The sequence below is a fragment of the Pseudomonas cichorii genome (assembly GCF_003700275.1).
GTDB lineage: Bacteria > Pseudomonadota > Gammaproteobacteria > Pseudomonadales > Pseudomonadaceae > Aquipseudomonas > Aquipseudomonas cichorii_B.
The window spans coordinates 21528-40585 of record NZ_RBRE01000083.1 but is presented as its reverse complement, the minus strand read 5'-3'; the positions used below and the strand labels follow the sequence as shown (position 1 = coordinate 40585).

The 19058-nt window shown below is 58.6% G+C and carries 15 protein-coding genes; 10 read left to right on the top strand and 5 right to left on the bottom strand.

The annotated features are described in order from the left end of the window. Nucleotides 1-72: 72 nt before the first annotated feature. The gene (locus tag ALQ04_RS20865) at nt 73-2307 is read left to right on the top strand and encodes a heavy metal translocating P-type ATPase (RefSeq protein WP_122317635.1); all 2235 of its coding nucleotides are present in this window, start codon (nt 73-75) and stop codon (nt 2305-2307) included. A 111-nt stretch (nt 2308-2418) separates the two neighbouring features. Here ALQ04_RS20865 and hutG read toward each other — a convergent pair whose 3' ends face one another. The 5 genes from hutG to hutU form a co-directional block, all read right to left on the bottom strand. Then, the gene (gene hutG, locus ALQ04_RS20860) at nt 2419-3219 is read right to left on the bottom strand and encodes an N-formylglutamate deformylase (RefSeq protein ID WP_122317634.1); all 801 of its coding nucleotides are present in this window, start codon (nt 3217-3219) and stop codon (nt 2419-2421) included. An 11-nt stretch (nt 3220-3230) separates the two neighbouring features. Then, entirely contained in the window at nt 3231-4436 is a 1206-nt protein-coding gene (hutI, locus tag ALQ04_RS20855) for an imidazolonepropionase (RefSeq protein ID WP_122317633.1), read from the bottom strand. A 15-nt stretch (nt 4437-4451) separates the two neighbouring features. Further along, nucleotides 4452-5828, bottom strand: coding sequence for an amino acid permease (locus tag ALQ04_RS20850; RefSeq protein ID WP_122317632.1), 1377 nt, complete (start codon nt 5826-5828; stop codon nt 4452-4454). 104 nt (nt 5829-5932) lie between these two features. Continuing rightward, complete coding sequence (gene hutH / locus ALQ04_RS20845; RefSeq protein ID WP_122317631.1) at nt 5933-7483, bottom strand: histidine ammonia-lyase; 1551 nt, start codon at nt 7481-7483, stop codon at nt 5933-5935. Nucleotides 7484-7602: 119 nt separating this feature from the next. Continuing rightward, nucleotides 7603-9300: a urocanate hydratase gene (gene hutU, locus ALQ04_RS20840; RefSeq protein ID WP_122317768.1), complete on the bottom strand. Its 1698-nt coding sequence runs from the start codon at nt 9298-9300 to the stop codon at nt 7603-7605. A gap of 808 nt (nt 9301-10108) precedes the next feature. Between hutU and tssA the strand changes: the two genes are divergently transcribed. The 9 genes from tssA (at nt 10109) to tssG (ending at nt 19058) form a co-directional block, all read left to right on the top strand. Further along, nucleotides 10109-11668: a type VI secretion system protein TssA gene (gene tssA, locus ALQ04_RS20835; RefSeq protein ID WP_122317630.1), complete on the top strand. Its 1560-nt coding sequence runs from the start codon at nt 10109-10111 to the stop codon at nt 11666-11668. Between the two features lie 32 nt (nt 11669-11700). Next, complete coding sequence (gene tssB / locus ALQ04_RS20830; protein ID WP_122317629.1) at nt 11701-12204, top strand: type VI secretion system contractile sheath small subunit; 504 nt, start codon at nt 11701-11703, stop codon at nt 12202-12204. Between the two features lie 28 nt (nt 12205-12232). Continuing rightward, nucleotides 12233-13708: a type VI secretion system contractile sheath large subunit gene (gene tssC / locus ALQ04_RS20825; protein ID WP_122317628.1), complete on the top strand. Its 1476-nt coding sequence runs from the start codon at nt 12233-12235 to the stop codon at nt 13706-13708. Nucleotides 13709-13721: 13 nt separating this feature from the next. Continuing rightward, nucleotides 13722-14129, top strand: a complete 408-nt coding sequence (gene tssE / locus ALQ04_RS20820; protein ID WP_122317627.1) for a type VI secretion system baseplate subunit TssE — start codon at nt 13722-13724, stop codon at nt 14127-14129. Between the two features lie 10 nt (nt 14130-14139). Next, complete coding sequence (locus ALQ04_RS20815; protein WP_122317626.1) at nt 14140-14664, top strand: PAAR domain-containing protein; 525 nt, start codon at nt 14140-14142, stop codon at nt 14662-14664. 35 nt (nt 14665-14699) lie between these two features. Beyond that, nucleotides 14700-15632, top strand: coding sequence for a DUF6402 family protein (locus ALQ04_RS20810; protein WP_122317625.1), 933 nt, complete (start codon nt 14700-14702; stop codon nt 15630-15632). Between the two features lie 49 nt (nt 15633-15681). Further along, complete coding sequence (locus ALQ04_RS20805) at nt 15682-16101, top strand: hypothetical protein (protein WP_147466619.1); 420 nt, start codon at nt 15682-15684, stop codon at nt 16099-16101. A 198-nt stretch (nt 16102-16299) separates the two neighbouring features. Continuing rightward, nucleotides 16300-18087 (top strand): type VI secretion system baseplate subunit TssF, encoded by a 1788-nt coding sequence (tssF, locus tag ALQ04_RS20800; RefSeq protein WP_122317623.1) that lies wholly within the window; start codon nt 16300-16302, stop codon nt 18085-18087. Beyond that, nucleotides 18051-19058, top strand: a complete 1008-nt coding sequence (gene tssG, locus ALQ04_RS20795) for a type VI secretion system baseplate subunit TssG (RefSeq protein ID WP_122317622.1) — start codon at nt 18051-18053, stop codon at nt 19056-19058. The genes tssF and tssG overlap by 37 nt, the downstream gene beginning before the upstream one ends.

The window sequence follows — 19058 nt, the reverse complement described above, 5'->3', positions numbered from 1 at the left end:
CGTATGAGCGCTTGACCCTATAGTGGCTACAGGGTGTTCACTTGGCAACAAGTAGATCCCGGAGTGAACCCCATGGGCCAGATTACAGACGTTTCCCCCAGGCACGATCAGCACAAGGACGAGCAGCACGGCGGGCATGCGCATTCATGCTGTTCCGGCGCAGCCGCACCTGCCACGGTCACCTTTGACGAGGCGCCCGAGGCCGGCGGGCATCTGAGCCGTTTTCGTATCGAACAGATGGACTGTCCGACCGAGCAGACCCTGATCCAGAACAAGCTGGGCAAGATGTCCGGTGTGCACAAGCTGGAGTTCAACCTGATCAATCGCATCCTCGGTGTCTGGCATGAGCTGCCGACCACTGAGCCGATTCGCGAGGCGATTGGCTCGCTGGGCATGCAGGCTGAATTGCTGGAGGAGGGGGCGAGTCAGGATGCACCTGCCACGCCTGCGCCGAAAAAGCCCTGGTGGCCGCTGGCGCTGTCCGGTGTGATGGCGCTGGGTGCGGAAATCGTCCATTTCGCTCAGCTTGGCCCGACCTGGGTCGTGGCGTTGCTGGCACTGATTTCGATCTTCAGTTGCGGTCTGGCGACCTACAAAAAGGGCTGGATCGCCCTCAAGAACTTCAACCTTAACATCAATGCCTTGATGAGCATTGCGGTGACCGGTGCGGTGCTGATTGGCCAATGGCCTGAAGCGGCGATGGTGATGTTCCTGTTCACGGTGGCCGAGCTGATCGAAGCCAAGTCTCTGGACCGTGCCCGCAACGCTATCAGCGGCCTTATGCAGTTGACGCCGGATGTGGCGACCGTCCGGCAGAGTGACGGCAGTTGGGTCGAAATTGAGGTTAAAAGCGTCGAGCTGGGCGCTATCGTACGGATTAGGCCTGGCGAGCGGGTCGGTCTGGATGGCGAGGTGGTTGCGGGTAACTCGACCATCGATCAGGCACCGATTACCGGGGAAAGCCTGCCTGTGGAAAAGACCGTGGGCGACAAGGTATTTGCCGGGACCATCAACCAGTCCGGTTCGCTGGAATACCGGGTGACGGCTGCGGCCAGTCATTCCACTCTGGCGCGGATCATTCATGCGGTGGAAGCGGCTCAGGGCGCACGGGCACCGACCCAGCGTTTCGTCGACAGCTTTTCACGAATCTACACCCCGCTGGTATTCCTGACCGCGCTGGCCGTGGCGCTGGTCGCGCCGCTGTTTCTGGGCGGCGCATGGTTCGACTGGATCTATCGGGCGCTGGTATTGCTGGTGGTGGCTTGCCCGTGTGCGCTGGTGATTTCCACTCCGGTGACCATCGTCAGCGGTCTGGCTGCCGCAGCGCGCAAGGGCATCCTGATCAAGGGTGGCGTTTATCTGGAAATGGGCGAAAAGCTCGATTACCTGGCTCTCGACAAGACCGGCACCATCACTCACGGCAAGCCGGTACAAACCGACTATCTGCCGCTGGATGTGACCGTTGCAGACAGTGCAGCGGCTATTGCCGCCAGTCTGGCCGGTCGTTCCGATCACCCGGTTTCCCAGGCGATAGCCAAGGCTGCCGGGCAGGATCAGGGCCTGCATGAGGTCACGTCTTTCGAGGCATTGCCGGGGCGCGGTGTGAAAGGCGAGATCAATGGCCAGCTTTATCATCTGGGCAACCACCGTCTGGTTGAGGAGCTGGGGCTGTGTTCGCCGGAGCTGGAAGCCAGGCTCGATGCGCTGGAAGTGCAGGGCAAGACTGTGGTGCTGTTACTCGACAGTTCGGGTCCGCTGGCGCTGTTCGCCGTGGCCGACACGGTCAAGGACAGCAGCCGCGAAGCGATTGCCCAGTTGCATGAGCTCGGGGTCAAGACTCTGATGCTGACCGGCGACAACCCACACACTGCCAGGGCCATCGCCAGCCAGGTCGGGATCGATCAGGCGCGGGGCAATCTGCTGCCTGTGGATAAGTTGCAGGCGATTGAAGAGCTGTATGCACGCAATCACCGGGTCGGGATGGTTGGCGACGGCATCAACGATGCCCCGGCGCTGGCCCGTGCGGAGATTGGATTCGCCATGGCTGCGGCGGGCACCGATACGGCGATTGAAACCGCCGATGTCGCCCTGATGGACGACGATCTGCGCAAGATTCCGGCGTTTATCCGCCTGTCACGCAATGCTTCGGTGATCCTCAAGCAGAACATCGCGCTGGCGCTGGTTACCAAGGTGTTCTTCCTGGGCATCACCTTTGCCGGGTTCGCGACCATGTGGATGGCGGTGTTTGCCGATATGGGCGTGAGTTTGCTGGTGGTGTTCAACGGGTTGCGCTTGCTCAAGAAGTGAGCAGGATTGGGGCGCTGCCGTATGGCAGGTAATGATGTGAGAGGCGGCTTGCCGGCGACAGGGTCAATGAACGTCACCCACTCTGCGCCAGCAAGCTGCCTCCCAAAGCCATCAGCCAAACCGCTCCTGCCCCCAGGCAACAAAGGTTTCCAGCAAGGCCTGCAAGACTTCCCGGGTCGGTGCTGCAAGGTCCGGGCGGTAATGGAAGGGCGCGAACTCTTCCATGTAGGTGCTCTGCGCCAGTTCCAGCTGCACGGCATGGATGTTATTGGCCGGGTTGCCGTAATGGCGGGTGATATGCCCGCCCTTGAAGCGTCCGTTGAGTACATGGCTGTAATTGCTGGCCGCAGCACATACGCTTTCCAGCCGGCTTGCCAGCTCGACGTCACAACTGGCGCCGTTGAAGGTGCCAAGGTTGAAATCCGGCAGGCGCCCGTCGAACAGGTGCGGAACATGGCCGCGGATGGAGTGGGCATCGAACAGCAACGCATAGCCGAATTCGTCGCGCAGGCGTTGCAGTTCCTGCTCCAGCGTCTGGTGGTAAGGCATCCAGATCTGTTGCAGATAGCTGGCCCGTTCTTCTGCGCCGGGTTCCTGGCCGTCCTTGAACAGCGGTACGCCGTCGAACAGGATCGAGGGAAACAGCCCGGTCGTAGCACCGGCATACAGCGGTTGGTCGTCGGGCGGCCGGTTGAGATCGATGACGAAGCGTGAATACTCGGCAGCCAGGGTGCTGGCGCCCAGTTCGGCGGCGAAGTCGTACAGGCGCGGGATGTGCCAGTCGGTATCGGGCAGGCTCAAGGCTTCGTCCACCAGACCGGCTTCGACAGTCGGAGTCAGCGTCAGGCCCGCATGAGGCATGCTGATCAGCAGTGGGACTCGGCCACGCTTGAATGTCAGAACGTTATCCACAGGGCTCTCCTTCAGATCGATGATTCGACGCCGTGGCGCACGATGCGTTTATCCAGATCGCCGCCCAGCCAGTAAGCCAGATCGGCAGGCCGCTCGATGTTCCAGGCGACGAAATCGGCTACCTTGCCGACCTCCAGCGAGCCATGGGTTGTCTCCATGCCCAGCGCCTTTGCGGCATTCAGGGTGACGCCCGCCAGCGCTTCTTCGGGTGTCATGCGGAACAGGGTACAAGCCATGTTCAGCATCAGGCGCAGCGACAGGCCTGGTGAAGTGCCGGGGTTCATGTCGGTGGCGATGGCGATAGGCACGCCATGCCTGCGCAGGGCGTCCATCGGTGGTAGCTGGGTTTCGCGCAGAAAGTAATAGGCGCCCGGCAGCAGTACGGCGACAGTTCCGGCAGCGGCCATGGCAATGGCGTCGTCTTCGTTCATGAACTCCAGATGATCCGCCGACAAGGCCTGATAACGCGCCGCAAGGCTTGAGCCGCCAAGGGAAGACAGCTGTTCGGCGTGCAGTTTTACCGGCAGCCCCAGTTGTTTTGCTGTGATGAACACCTGCTCGACCTGGGCCGGTGAAAACGCCAGGTATTCACAGAACGCATCCACCGCATCCACCAGGCCTTCGCTGGCCAGCGCCGGGAGCATCTCGTTGCAGATGTGCTGGATGTAATCGTCGGCGCGGTCGGCGTATTCCGGGGGCAGGGCGTGAGCTGCCAGACAGGTGCTGCGCACGCTGACCGGCAAGGTGTTGCCCAGGCGCCGGATCACTTGCAGGATCTTGCGTTCGTTGTGCAGATCCAGGCCGTAACCGGACTTGATCTCCACACTGGTCACGCCGTCCTTGAGCAGATGCTTCAGGCGCCGTTCGGCGCTGGCGAACAGTTCGTCCTCGCTGGCCGCCCGGGTTGCCCGCACGGTGCTGGCGATACCGCCGCCCGCCGCCGCGATCTGCGCATAGCTGACACCTTGCAGACGCTGCTCGAATTCACCGCTGCGATTGCCGCCGAACACGATATGCGTGTGGCAATCGATGAAGCCGGGTGTGACCCAGGCGCCGCCCAGGTCCACGGTCTGGCTGAAACCCGACTCAGCGAACTGATCCTGAGGTCCGATCCAGTGGATGAACTCTCCAGAGGTCACGATGGCGGCATTCTCGATGATCGAGTATTTGCCTTGCGCCATGCTTGCGATGTGACAGTTCTTCCAGAGTGTTGTCATCCCGGACCTCCGAGGTCATTGAGTGTTTTTGAGCTGTCGGGGCTTTATCCACAAGCGATAGGCGATGAGCAGCAGGACGATCCAGATCGCGCCGACGATCAGCGCTGCACGGTTATCGGGGAAGTAGCCCAGTACACCGAAAATGAACAGCATGAAAACGATGGCGGCAGCCGGTCCGTAAGGCCAGAACGGTACCGGAAACTTCAGTTGCGCGACTTCTTCGCGGCTCATCGAGCGACGCATCGCAACCTGGGTCAGGAGGATCATCAGCCATACCCAGACCGTGGCGAAGGTGGCCAGCGAGGCGATCAGCAGAAAGACGTTCTTCGGAATCAGGTAATTGAGCAGCACACCGGCCAGCAGTGTCACGCCCATTACCACCACGGTCATCCATGGCACGCCCTGGCGCGACAGTTTGGCGAAACCTGCCGGGGCCTGACCTTCCAGCGCCATGCCATACATCATGCGGCCTGCGCCGAATATGTCGCTGTTGATCGCCGAAACGGCTGCCGAAATCACCACGATATTGAGAATGGTCGCGGCCGAGGCAATGCCCAGGTTGTCGAAAATCTGTACGAACGGACTGCCCTGAGTGCCGATCTGTGGCCATGGGTAAATCGACATCAGCACAAACAGGGTCAGCACATAGAACAGCAGGATGCGCAGCGGCACGGCATTGATCGCCTGGGGCAGCGTGCGTTGCGGGTTCTTGGCTTCACCTGCGGTAATGCCGATGATTTCGATGCCGCCAAAGGCGAACATTACCACCGCCAGCGAGGCGATCAGGCCGCCGATGCCATTGGGCATGAAGCCGCCATGGGTCCACAGGTTGCTGATGCCGATGGTGCCTTCGCCAGCAGATGAGCCGATGCCGAACAGCATGATGCCGAAGCCGGCGACGATCATCGCGACAATGGCGCCGACCTTGAGCAGCGACAGCCAGAACTCGGTTTCACCGAACACCTTGACGTTGCACAGGTTGAGCGCGCCAATCAGGAACACGATGCCCAGCACCCAGATCCAGCGCGGCACTTCCGGGAACCAGAAGCCCATGTAGATCCCGAACGCGGTGACATCCGCCAGACAGACGATGATCATCTCGAAGGCGTAGGTCCAGCCCAGCACGAAGCCCGCCATGGGGCCGAGGTAACGGCTGGCGTAATGGCTGAACGAGCCGGAGGTGGGGTCATGCACGGCCATCTCGCCGAGGGCGCGCATCACCATGAAGACTGCTGCGCCGCCGATCAGGTAGGCCAGCAGAACTGCAGGCCCGGCCTGCTGAATCGCGGCGGCAGAGCCATAGAACAACCCTGTGCCGATGGCAGAGCCCAGAGCCATGAAGCGAATGTGGCGGGCTGATAAGCCGCGTTTCAAACCATCTTTTGACGTCATTTCCGTCCATCTCATTACTGGGTATGGCAAATAGCTGCGAGAACACCTGCTTCCGGCTTCCCGCAGCGATTGACCATTGCGAGCCCTGCCAGGCTCGCGGTGCATCACAGACTAGGTAGCAGACGTGCAGGAACCAACGGGTTCAGGCAAGTGGAGGACAACAGCTGGCTGGCAGCTTCGATGTCCGGTGCAAAAAAGCGGTCCTTCTCGTAGGGCGGTACTTTGCTGCGCAGTACAGCGCGGGCCTTTTCCAGTTTCGGCGAGGTTTTCAGGCCATCGCGCAGGTCCAGCCCCTGGCATGCAGCCAGCCATTCTACGGCAAGAATCCCTCGAACGTTTTCTGCCATTTCCCATAAACGCTTGCCGGCTGCCGGCGCCATGGAAACATGGTCTTCCTGGTTGGCCGAAGTCGGCAGGCTGTCGACGCTGTGCGGGTGGGCCAAAGCCTTGTTTTCACTGGCCAGCGCCGCCGCAGTCACCTGAGCGATCATAAACCCGGAGTTGACCCCGCCGTTGGCCACCAGGAACGGCGGCAACTGTGACATGTGCTTGTCCATCATCAGGGAAATGCGCCGCTCGCTCAGCGAGCCGATTTCGGCGATGGCCAGTGCCAGGTTGTCGGCGGCCATGGCCACCGGCTCGGCGTGGAAGTTGCCGCCGGAGATCACATCGTTCTCGGCAGCGAACACCAGCGGGTTGTCGGAGACGGCGTTGGCTTCGATTTCCAGCACTTCGGCGGCCTGACGCAACTGGGTCAGGCAGGCGCCCATGACCTGTGGCTGGCAGCGCAGCGAGTACGGGTCCTGAACCTTGTCGCAGTTGCGATGGGATTCAGACACTTCGCTGCTTTCCCCCAACAGGTCGCGATAGCAGGCTGCTGCATCGATCTGGCCGCGCTGACCACGGGCGGCATGAATACGGGCGTCGAACGGCGAGCGTGAGCCAAGTACCGCTTCCACCGTGAGTGAGCCGCAGGTCATGGCCCCGGCAAACAGATCTTCGGCCTCGAACAGGCCGCGCAGTGCAAAGGCGGTGGAAACCTGAGTGCCGTTGAGCAGCGCCAGACCTTCCTTGGCGGCCAGGGTCAGCGGTTTCAGGCCGGCAATCGCCAGCGCATCGACGGCATTCAGCCATTCGCCCTTGTAGCGCGCCTTGCCTTCACCCAGCAGCACCAGCGACATATGCGCCAGCGGTGCCAGATCGCCGGAAGCGCCCACCGAGCCCTTGAGCGGGATGTGCGGATAGACCTCGGCATTGATCAGGGCGATCAGGGCATCGATCACCATGCGCCGGATGCCGGAGAAACCACGGCTCAGGCTGTTGACCTTGAGCACCATGACCAGGCGCACCAGTTCGTCGCTGATCGGTTGCCCGACACCCGCCGCATGGGACAACACCAGCGAGCGTTGCAGGTTTTCCAGATCTTCGCTGGCGATGCGCGTGGAAGCCAGCAGGCCGAAGCCGGTGTTGATGCCATAGGCCGTACGGTTTTCGGCCAGGATGCGTTCCACGCAGGCCACGCTGTCGTCGATCTGCCGGTCGGCACTGCTGTCGATGCCCAGCGTCACCGGTTGTTGATAGATCGCACGCAGTTGCGCCAGGGTCAGCGTACCGGGCTTCAGGTTCAGTGCCGTGGCGGATGTGGTAGTGCTCACTATGCTGCTACTCCTTTATTGATATCAGTCGCTCGTTCGGGCTGACTTCTGGCTGCCGTTTGAGTCCTGCCTGAGCGGCGACTGTTGTCATGGCCTGTCGAACGTTTGCGACAGGTGCTTCAACCTTCAAGCATTGGCAGGTTCAGGCCCTGCTCTTTGGCACATTGAATGGCGATGTCATAACCGGCATCGGCATGGCGCATGACACCTGTAGCCGGGTCGTTATGCAATACGCGGGCGATGCGCTTGGCGGCCTCATCGGTACCGTCGCAGACAATTACCATGCCTGAATGCTGGGAAAAGCCCATGCCGACACCGCCGCCATGGTGCAGCGAAACCCAGGTCGCGCCGCTGGCCGTGTTGAGCAGGGCGTTGAGTAATGGCCAGTCGGAGACGGCATCGGAACCATCACGCATCGATTCGGTTTCGCGGTTGGGGCTGGAAACCGAGCCGGAGTCCAGATGGTCGCGGCCGATCACTACGGGTGCAGACAACTCGCCGCTGCGGACCATTTCGTTGAAAGCCAGGCCCAGTCTGGCGCGCAAACCCAGGCCGACCCAACAGATACGTGCCGGTAGCCCCTGGAAGCTGATTCGTTCGCGGGCCATGTCCAGCCAGTTATGCAGGTGGGCGTTGTCCGGGATCAGCTCCTTGACCTTGGCATCGGTCTTGTAGATGTCCTGCGGGTCTCCCGACAGGGCTGCCCAGCGGAAAGGACCTACGCCGCGACAGAACAGTGGCCGAATATAGGCTGGAACGAATCCGGGGAAATCAAAGGCATTGGCTACACCTTCTTCCTTGGCCATCTGGCGGATGTTGTTGCCGTAGTCGAAAGTCGGAACACCGGCCTTCTGGAAAGCCAGCATGGCTTCGACGTGTTCGGCCATGGATTGTTTGGCGGCCTTGACGACTGCCGCCGGCTCGCTCAGGGCGCGAGCGCGGTAGTCTTCCCAGCTCCAGCCTTTGGGCAGGTAGCCATTGAGCGGGTCATGGGCGCTGGTCTGGTCGGTGACCATGTCCGGGCGCACGCCACGACGGACCATTTCCGGAAGAATCTCGGCCGCGTTGCCGCACAGGGCAATGGAGATGGCCTTGCCTTCGGCGGTATAGCGGGCGATACGCGCTAGGGCGTCGTCCAGATCGGTGGCCTGCTCATCGACATAACGGGTCTTGAGGCGGAAATCGATCCGGCTCTGCTGGCATTCGATATTCAGCGAGCAGGCGCCTGCCAGGGTCGCCGCGAGTGGCTGCGCGCCACCCATTCCGCCCAGGCCGGCGGTCAGTACCCAGCGACCCTTGAGGTTGCCATCGTAATGTTGGCGACCGGCTTCGACGAAGGTTTCATAAGTGCCCTGAACGATGCCCTGGCTGCCGATATAGATCCAGCTGCCGGCGGTCATCTGGCCATACATCGCCAGGCCCTTGGCATCCAGTTCGTTGAAATGCTCCCAGCTTGACCAGTGCGGGACCAGGTTCGAGTTGGCGATCAGCACGCGCGGTGCATTGCGATGGGTCTTGAACACGCCGACCGGTTTGCCGGATTGCACCAGCAGGGTTTCATCGTCGTTCAGTTCAGTCAGGCTCTCGACGATCTTGTCGTAGCACTCCCAGTTGCGCGCCGCCCGCCCGATGCCGCCGTACACCACCAGTTCCTTGGGATTTTCGGCCACTTCCGGGTCCAGGTTGTTCATCAGCATGCGCAGCGGGGCTTCGGTCAGCCAGCTTTTGGCGGTGAGTTGAGTGCCCCGGGCAGCCCGCACTTCGACATCGCGATGGCGGGTCCAGTCTTGCTTGAGGTGTTGAGTCTTGTCGGTCACGAAAAAATCCTCGGCGATCAATCCAAGCCAGCCCGTGGAGGGCGAGCGGTGCCTGGCACTCAGGCGACATTCTGGCAGGTGGTGCGTGTGACCTTTATAACCTGTCTCTACTTGTATGTACAAGCATAGGCAATTGAAAAATCCATTTCTTCAGGCTGGTGCGGCATTTCCAGAAACCCGGTACCTGAAAATGAGTAAGCCGATGCTTGTGCTGTCATGAAGAGATGTTTACATCTCGAAACATTGCAGGTTGGTATGTGCTGGCAAGAGAAGCAGTTCTTCATGATCTGTCGAAACGAAGCAAGGGAAGTTGCCAATGATGGCTATCTGATACTGTCATATTAATGACGGATTGAACTAAAGACAGTGCTGTTTAAGAAATTTCCTACGAGGTCGGATAGTTATTATTATGACGCTCTGATTACTTCTCGCACATTTTGTGGAACTTGTTCAGTCTTGACGTGTCTGATAGCCCTCGTCGTTGCTGCTATTCATGAAAAGTATTGAAAACTGTAGCGTTGATGGCTCTATCTCAAGGGTTTTAGCGGGGTTTGCGGCGGCTTAATTAACAAGCCGGGAGCGGGGATTCCCCCAGTTTATATGGGGAAAACTCCTACGTAGTGTGTTGAATATTCTTCTTTGTTTGTAATCCGATGCTTGCTAGTGGCCATCACCGTGAGTAAGATCCACGCACTTTATATAGGGTGTGTTTTTTCAAACGGTTGTATGGCACCGTAATCCCCTTAATGATGGCAATATGCCTCTTAAACATTAACAGCCACAGTGATGTGTTCGTGGAAGGTCAGGGATGTCCTATTCAAGCAAGCTTTCTGCCCATTATCTGGAACTCGCCAAAACCTCTGTTTCCACTGAGAGTTTTGCGGGCGAAGACGTTCGTTTTTCGAGCGAGTATGAGGCACTGGAAAGCGAGCTGAACAAAGCGCAATCCATGCACAACAGCGGTCAGATCGACTGGCTGAAAATCCGCGAAAACAGTGAAAGCCTGCTCCGTACCCAGTCCAAGGATTTGCGGGTCGCCGCCTGGCTGACCTGGGCGCTGTACCAGCGTGAATCATTCCAGGGGCTGCTGGCCGGGCTTGGGCTTTTGCATCATCTTTGTGAGCATCACTGGGCCGAGATTCATCCGAACAAGTCCCGCACCCGCTCCGCTGCCATCAGTTGGCTGGTACCGCGTCTCGAGCAGGTGCTGAACGAAAACGTCGCCATTAAAGAGCAGTTGCCACTGTTCCGTCGTCTGGTCGAGCACCTTGAAGGCCTTGATGCTGCATGCACCGAACACCTGGGCGACGATGCTCCGCTGCTGCTGCCGATTTGCCGCCGCCTGAAAAGCATGGTCCAGCGTGCCGCCGATAACCAGCCGGAACCCGGCGTGGTAGGCGCTGCGGTTGCCCAGGTCAAACAGGCGGCAACGCAACTGTTTACCCCTGGCGCACCGATTGATAACGAGAAGGAAGCGCACAAGGCCTTGCGCGCCCAGCAGGAAAACGCTCGTCCTTTGTGCGCCTGGTGGCTAAAGCAGAAAGCCAGTGACCTGCGCGCCCTGCGCCTCAATCGCACATTGCTGTGGCTGCCGATCGATGCGGTGCCGGAGCGCAACGCCGAGCAGATAACCGCGCTACGCGGGCTGCCCGTAGACAAGCTCAAGGCCTATCAGGATCGTTTCGATCAGGGCAAGTACGCCGACCTGCTCGTTGAGTTGGAGGCGAGCCTGGCGAAGGCGCCGTTCTGGTTCGATGGCCAGCGAATGGTCTGGGAATGCCTCCAGAACCTCAGCGCCGAACTGGCAATGCGCGAAGTGGAAATCCACTTCGCGCTTTTGGTTCAGCGGCTGCCTGGCATCGTCGAACTGCGCTATCACGACGGCGCGCCATTCGCCGATCCGGCGACTCGGGCGTGGATTGCCGCCAATGTCATGCCGCATCTGCAAACCGCCAGTGCGCCGCGCAAGGTCGAGACCGATACCGAAGCTCGTCCGGCCTGGGAAAAGGCTCTGGAAGATGTCTTGCCGATCCTGCGCAAGGACGGGCTCAAGCCTGCCGTGCAGATCCTCAAGCAGGGCCTGCAGAGCGCCAATGGCGGACGAGTGCGGTTCTTCTGGCAGTTCGCCCTGGCGCGGCTGTGCTTCATGGCCAAGAAGTACGAACTGGCCAAGAACCAGCTTGAAACCCTCGATCAGACATTACAGGACTCAGGCCTGAACGCCTGGGAGCCCGATCTTGCATTGGAAGTGCTGCATCTTCTGCACAGTTGCTGCGAGCTATTGCCGCAGAACCATGCAGTACGTGACCGCAAGGAAGAGATTTATCGCAGGCTGTGCCACCTCGACCTCGAAGTGGTGCTCGAATAGGCCTCACGGCCACAACCGCAAGGAGAAAACCCATGGCCAAAGAAGGCTCGGTAGCCCCCAAGGAACGCATCAACGTCACCTTCAAACCCGCCACTGGCGGTGCTCAGGAAGAGATTGAACTGCCGCTGAAACTGCTGGCAATCGGTGATTACACCCACCGCAAGGACGATCGCAAGATTGAAGATCGCAAGCCGATCAGCATCGACAAGATGACTTTCGATGAAGTATTGGCCAAGCAAGAGCTGGGTCTGACGCTGAGCGTGCCGAACCGTCTGCAGGAAGATGGTCAGGCCGATGAGCTGGCTGTGCAACTGCGCGTCAACTCGATGAAGGACTTCAACCCGGCCAGCCTGGTCGAGCAAGTGCCTGAGCTGAAAAAGCTGATGGAACTGCGCGATGCGCTGGTGGCCCTCAAAGGTCCACTGGGTAACGCACCAGCGTTCCGCAAAGCCATCGAAGGCGTGCTTGCCGACGACGAATCCCGCGGTCGCGTACTCGGTGAGCTGGGCTTGAACGCCGCAGCCCCGGACGCCTGAGACTCCAGCAGCCAAGGAAGCCAACACAATGAGCACTAGCGCAGCAAAACAGAACGCCGCCGAAAATGGCGAATACAGCATTCTCGACAGCATCATCGCCGAAACCCGCCTGACGCCGGACGACGAAGCCTACGACATCGCCAAGCGCGGTGTGTCGGCTTTCATCGAAGAGCTGCTCAAGCCGCAGAACAACGGTGAGCCGGTCAAGAAAGCCATGGTTGACCGCATGATCGCCGAGATCGATGCCAAGCTCAGCCGTCAGATGGACGAAATCCTGCACCACCCGGACTTCCAGGCACTGGAATCGTCGTGGCGTGGCCTGCAGTTGCTGGTCGACCGCACCAACTTCCGTGAAAACATCAAGATCGAAATCCTCAACGTCTCCAAGGACGACCTGCTGGACGATTTCGAGGATTCGCCGGAAGTCATGCAGTCGGGCCTGTACAAGCATATCTACACCGCTGAATACGGCCAGTTCGGTGGTCAGCCGGTAGGCGCGATCATCGCCAACTACTACATGTCCCCAAGCTCGCCGGACGTGAAACTGATGCAGTACGTGTCCAGCGTAGCCTGCATGTCCCACGCGCCGTTCATTGCTGCTGCCGGCCCGAAATTCTTCGGCCTGGAAAGCTTCACCGGCCTGCCGGACCTGAAGGATCTGAAAGATCACTTCGAGGGCCCGCAATTCGCCAAATGGCAGAGCTTCCGCCAGTCGGAAGACTCCCGCTACGTTGGCCTGACCGTGCCGCGTTTCCTGCTGCGCAACCCGTACGACCCGGAAGAAAACCCGGTCAAATCGTTCGTGTACAAGGAAACCGTTGCCAACAGCCACGAGCACTACCTGTGGGGTAACACCGCTTACGCATTCGGCACCAAGCTGACCGACAGCTTCGCCAAGTTCCGCTGGTGCCCGAACATCATCGGCCCACAGAGCGGTGGTGCTGTTGAAGACCTGCCTTTGCACCATTTCGAGAGCATGGGCGAAATCGAAACCAAGATTCCTACCGAAGTCCTGGTTTCCGACCGTCGTGAATACGAACTGGCCGAGGAAGGCTTCATTTCCCTGACCATGCGCAAAGGCTCCGACAACGCGGCGTTCTTCTCCGCCAGCTCGGTGCAGAAGCCGAAGTTCTTCGGCATCAGCGCAGAAGGCAAGGCCGCAGAGCTGAACTACAAGCTCGGCACCCAACTGCCGTACATGATGATCGTCAACCGCCTGGCTCACTACTTGAAAGTGCTGCAGCGCGAGCAACTCGGTTCGTGGAAAGAGCGTACCGACCTCGAACTGGAACTGAACAAGTGGATCCGCCAGTACGTGGCCGACCAGGAAAACCCGAGCGCCGAAGTTCGTGGCCGTCGTCCGCTGCGCGCTGCGCAAATCATCGTCAGCGACGTTGAAGGCGAGCCTGGCTGGTACCGCGTCAGCCTGAACGTGCGTCCGCACTTCAAGTACATGGGTGCCGATTTCACCCTGTCGCTGGTTGGCAAGCTGGACAAAGAGTAAACGGAGCTCACTCATGACTGGATACGGCAGCCTTTTTGAACGCCTCAATGGCGACGCGGACAAGCGCGCCGGCTGGAGCCGCGAGGTTTCCGCCATGGCGTCCGTGGCTGCCCATCTGGCCAAGATGCTCAGCACCCGTGCGGGCAGCGTGCAGACGCTGTCCGATTACGGGTTACCCGATCTCAATGACATGCGCCTTAGCCTGCACGACTCTCTGAGTCAGGCCCGTCTGGCCATCGAAAACTTTATCGAAGCCTACGAGCCGCGCCTGAGCAACGTGCGTGTCATTTCCCTGCCGCGTGACAACGATCAGCTTCGCCTGTCCTTCAGTATCGAAGGTCTGCTGGAAGTTGAAGGTTTCAAGCGCCAGGTCAGTTTCGCCGCGCGCCTGGATGGAAGCGGTCAAGTCAAGGTCAACTAAGGAGCCTGCGATGTCCGGTAAACCCGCTGCACGTGTATCCGACCCCACTGCTTGCCCGGTCTCCGGCCACGGCACAAACCCGATTGCCGCCGGTTCCAGCAACGTGTTCTTCGACGGCCTCCCGGCCGCCCGCCAGGACGATGCCTCGGCCTGCGGCGGCACACTGGTCGGCGACCTTGCCACCACGGTACTGATCAACGGCAAACCAGCCGCGACCGTGGGTTCGGTGGGCTCGCACGGCAACAAGGTAACGGCAGGTTCCGGGACGGTGATTATCGGCAATACACATACGCCGGCGCCGTTTGTGCCGCCGTTGCCGGTGGAGATCAAGTGGCCGTTCGACGAGCATTATGTGATCAATTGCCAAGACACCGGTAAGCCTCTTGCAGGTGTTGCATACAGTTTCAAAACAGCTTCTGGGAAAATAATCAATGGGGTTACGGGGATTGACGGAAAGACCCAAATAATTTCCTCCTCGGAAGCTGAAGCATACGAGTTGATTATTGAGCAGCAATCTGAAGTCGTTATTGGTTAGTGTTATCCAGGATATTGCAAGTAAGGAATTATGATATGGCGGATACAAAAGTGGCTTCAACTCTGACTCCAGCCAGTAATCGGGCTGCTAAGTCTACCGCTGTTCGTCAATTCAAGATTACCGATATTCCTGCTGCAATGGATAAAATGAACTGGCCTGTGGCTGCAAATCTTATGCGGCACTGGTTTAAAGGCAATCCCTGGCCTACGACTGATGGCGCAATGAGCCCTGAAGTCAAGGACCATACGGTTCTTGCGAAAGATCCGTATGTAGAGGATTCCATCGTGACAATGAATTGGGTTATGCAGTTTGAACCGGCAAAGGAAGTTGTTCAAGAACTGAAGTCTGCTTGGAATAATCCTGCGGCACAGAGAAATATGCGCAATAAAATGGGGCCTAAGCTTCTGAGCAAGACGCCTGGAACATACCCGTTAAAATTTGATGGGAAAGCAAGGGATGTTGAGGATTTTGGGTACAGCAATAGTAGGGCCGTCAAGTTTGGTCTGATTGAAAAAACCGATGAGCTCAGGGCGGCGTTGGCTAATTTTAATATGCGTGTCTTTCCCGAAGGTAAAGTTGTCGTTTCGGATAAAGGTATACAGTTGTTAGTTGATCGTATCGGGTTTTATGTTGAAGATTCCTATGACTTCAATGATTCTCCCGACGACAGCTTCAGCCAGCCATTGGGTTACTGGAATTTCGATGGGATTGCCAATCCGGCTTATGCAAATGCGGCCAATATCAGCGCGCAACAAGCGAGAGCCAATATAGCGTCGAATCCATTTCTGGATCCACAGGCTTCTCAGCAAATGTACAAAGAGTTAGATGAGGCGCGTTATTTTTATATAACGAACTCTCACTTTGTAAAATATCGAGCCCAGTTTGGGAAGGGCGGAGATTTTCAGGTTTTTTCCGATGTGCTGTATGAGTCTGTTCCTTTAGTGGTTATAGATATTCTGAGTAAATGATAGGTGTTTTTGGTTTGGCTGGGCCACGAAAATTTCTTGGTGTGAAAGAATGATGCGTTTAATTCAGGGTAAGTGGATCTGGTCGCTCGGCGCTTTGCTGATAATTAGCTGTGCGCTTTTGATTTATTGTGTGAATGCCATGCTTGGATACCCTGCCAGTTCGACTCAAGTCAGTCCTTCGGGTCGTTATGTCATGGAGAATGTGCGTGTTGGGCGGATTTTCATGCTGGGCGGCATGGGGTATTTAAGAGTTATTGATACTCAGGAGCCGGCTAAGGTCTACCGAACGCCTTTATATGATACGCAGTCAATGGACTTGCGTGCTTTTGAAAATGAAAAAGAAGTGGGTGTCTCCTGGGTTGATTTTGACAGGCAAGAAAAGACGTTCACTATCTCTGTGCCTCAGTGGGAAGAAAGTTGGTTGAATATATTTATCAGTAATACACCTTATACCCATTTGGAAAACTGAGCGACATGTCTAGGGTCGGTGAGGCTGTGAGCGATTGGAGCATTATTGTCGACAATGTTTGGCGGTGTGCTTTTATCGGACTCGTTTATTTTTGCAGCCGAACCTGTTCTCAGGTGTTTCCAATGATCCAGATAAATGTGGAATGCAATCCACAGGACCGTTCTCCCATGAGCTCCACTATCAGGCAGGTAACTCACCGTGTCCTTTAACCACTACTACCAAAGCGAACTCACCGCACTGCGTCAGTTGGGCCGCCGTTTCGCCGAGCGTAGTCCGGCGCTGGCGCCTTATCTGGGGCAGACCGGGCGGGATCCGGATGTGGAGCGGTTGCTGGAAGGCTTTGCGTTCCTGACCGGGCGGTTGCGGCAGAAGCTCGATGACGAGTTGCCGGAGCTCAGTCATTCGTTGATGCAACTGCTGTGGCCGAACTACATGCGGCCGCTGCCGGCGTTCAGCATTTTGCAGTTCGATCCGCTCAAGCGTTCCGGGCCGGCGCTCAAGGTCGAGCGCGATACGCCTGTCGAGAGCCGGCCGATCGATGATGTGCGTTGCCGTTTCCGCACCTGCTACCCGACCGAAGTCCTGTCGCTGGCGCTGGCCGCGCTCAATTACTCGGTGAAGGGCGACGGCTCGTTGCTCAGCCTGCGCCTGGAAATGACTGCTGACGGTCATCTCGGTGAACTGGAACTGAGCCGCCTGCGCCTGCACCTGGCTGGCGAGCGTTATATCAGCCAGATGCTTTACCTGAGCCTGTTGCGCAACCTGGAAGGCATCGAGCTGATTCCGCTGGATGGCAACGGTAAGCCCATCGAAGGCGTCAACGGCATACCGATGGCGTTCAAGATGCCGGGCAACCGCGTGCAGCCGGTGGGCTTTGCTGAAGAAGAAGCGTTGATTCCGTATCCGCTGAACACCTTCCGTGGTTATCGCTACCTGCAGGAATATTTCGCCTTCCAGGACAAGTTCCTGTTCGTCGACGTCACCGGCCTGGACATGCTCAAGGCGCTGCCGGAAGACACGCTCAAGCAGATGCGCGGCCTGGAACTGCGCTTCGATATCCGCAAGAGTGGCATCCAGCGTCTGCGTCCGACCCTGGATAACGTGAAGCTGTTCTGCACCCCGATCGTCAACCTGTTCGAGCACGACGCGCTGCCGATCCGCCTCGACGGCAAGCAGGACGAATACCTGTTGCTGCCTGCGGAATACGATCTGGAAAACTGCGGGGTGTTCTCGGTGCAAACCGTGACCGGCTGGAAGCCCGGTGGCCTCGGTTATCAGGAATACGTGCCGTTCGAGTCCTTCGAGCACGACCCGAGTTTCGACGTGCCCAACAGCCGTCCGCATTACAGCATCCGCCAGCGTTCGTCCCTGCTGCACGACGGCCTCGACACTTACCTGAGCTTTGGTATCCGTCACACCGAAGCCCATGAAACCCTGTCGATCGAGCTGATGTGCACCAACCAGAACCTGCCGCGCAAGCTCAAGCTTGGCGACATCTGCATGGCCTGCGAAGAGACGCCGGAGTTCCTGAGTTTCCGCAACATCACGCCGGCCACATCGAGCTTCGCGCCGCCGCTGAACCGTGACTTCCTGTGGAAGCTGATCAGCAACATGTCGCTCAACTATCTGTCGCTGGCCGACGTCAATGCGTTGAAAGTGATTCTGGAAACCTACGACCTGCCGCGCTACTACGACCAGCACGCGGAAAAGGTCAGCAAGCGCCTGCTCGGCGGGCTCAAGCACATCAAGCACCATCACGTGGATCGCCTGCACCGCGGCCTGCCGGTACGCGGTTTGCGCACCGAGCTGACCATCGACCCGGAAGGCTATATCGGTGAAGGCGACCTGTTCGTTTTCGCTTCGGTTCTTAACGAGTTTTTTGCGCTTTACGCCAGTCTCAATTCGTACCACGAGCTGCGGGTAAAAAGCACACAGGGAGAGGTGTACCAATGGACACCACGTATGGGTCTGCAACCCCTGCTTTAAGCGGGTTGACCCGAGGTATACGCGAGTACTCGCTGTTTCAGGCCGTGCTGCTGGTCATCGACCGGCTGCGCGATGCACACCCGCACCTGAGCGAAGACGACCTGTACGACCAGCTGGAATTCCAGGCCAACCCGAGCCTGGGTTTCCCTGGCAGCGATGTCGACCGCGTGGAGTTTTTTGAAGAGCACGGGCAGATGCGCGCGCGCATGCGTTTCAACCTGATCGGCCTGGTCGGTTCCGGCTCGCCGTTGCCGGCGTTCTATGGCGAACAGGCCTTGGGCGACAGCGAGGACGGCAACCCGACGCGCAACTTCCTCGACCTGTTCCATCATCGCCTGCAACGGCTGATGCTGCCGATCTGGCGCAAGTATCGCTATCGCGCGCGCTTCCAGAGTGGCGCCATCGACCCGTTCTCGGCACAGCTGTTTGCCCTGATCGGCCTGGGCGGCGAAGAGATTCGCAAGGCCAAGGAGCTGAACTGGAAACGCCTGCTGCCTTATCTCGGTCTGCTCAGCTTGCGGGCGCACTCGGCGGCGTTGATCGAGGCGGTGTTGCGTTACTACTTCAAGCACGAAGACCTGGTCATCGAGCAGTGTATCGAGCGCCGGGTGGAAATCCTCGACGAGCAACGCAACCGCCTCGGTCGCGCCAACAGCGCGCTGGGCGAAGACCTGGTGCTTGGCGAACACGTACGCGACCGAAGCGGCAAATTCCGTATCCACATCACCGAACTCGACTGGCAGCGATTCCATGAATTCCTGCCAATCGGTTTCGGCTACCAGCCGCTCTGCGCGCTGGTGCGATTCACTCTGCGTGACCCGCTCGACTATGACATTCGCCTGGTGCTGCGCCAGGAAGAAATCCGTGAACTGCGCATCGGTGAGCAGAACGCCTGTCGCCTCGGCTGGACCAGTTGGCTGGGCCGCGAGAAAGCGGACGGCGTGGTGACTCTGGGCAGCAAAACTCATTAA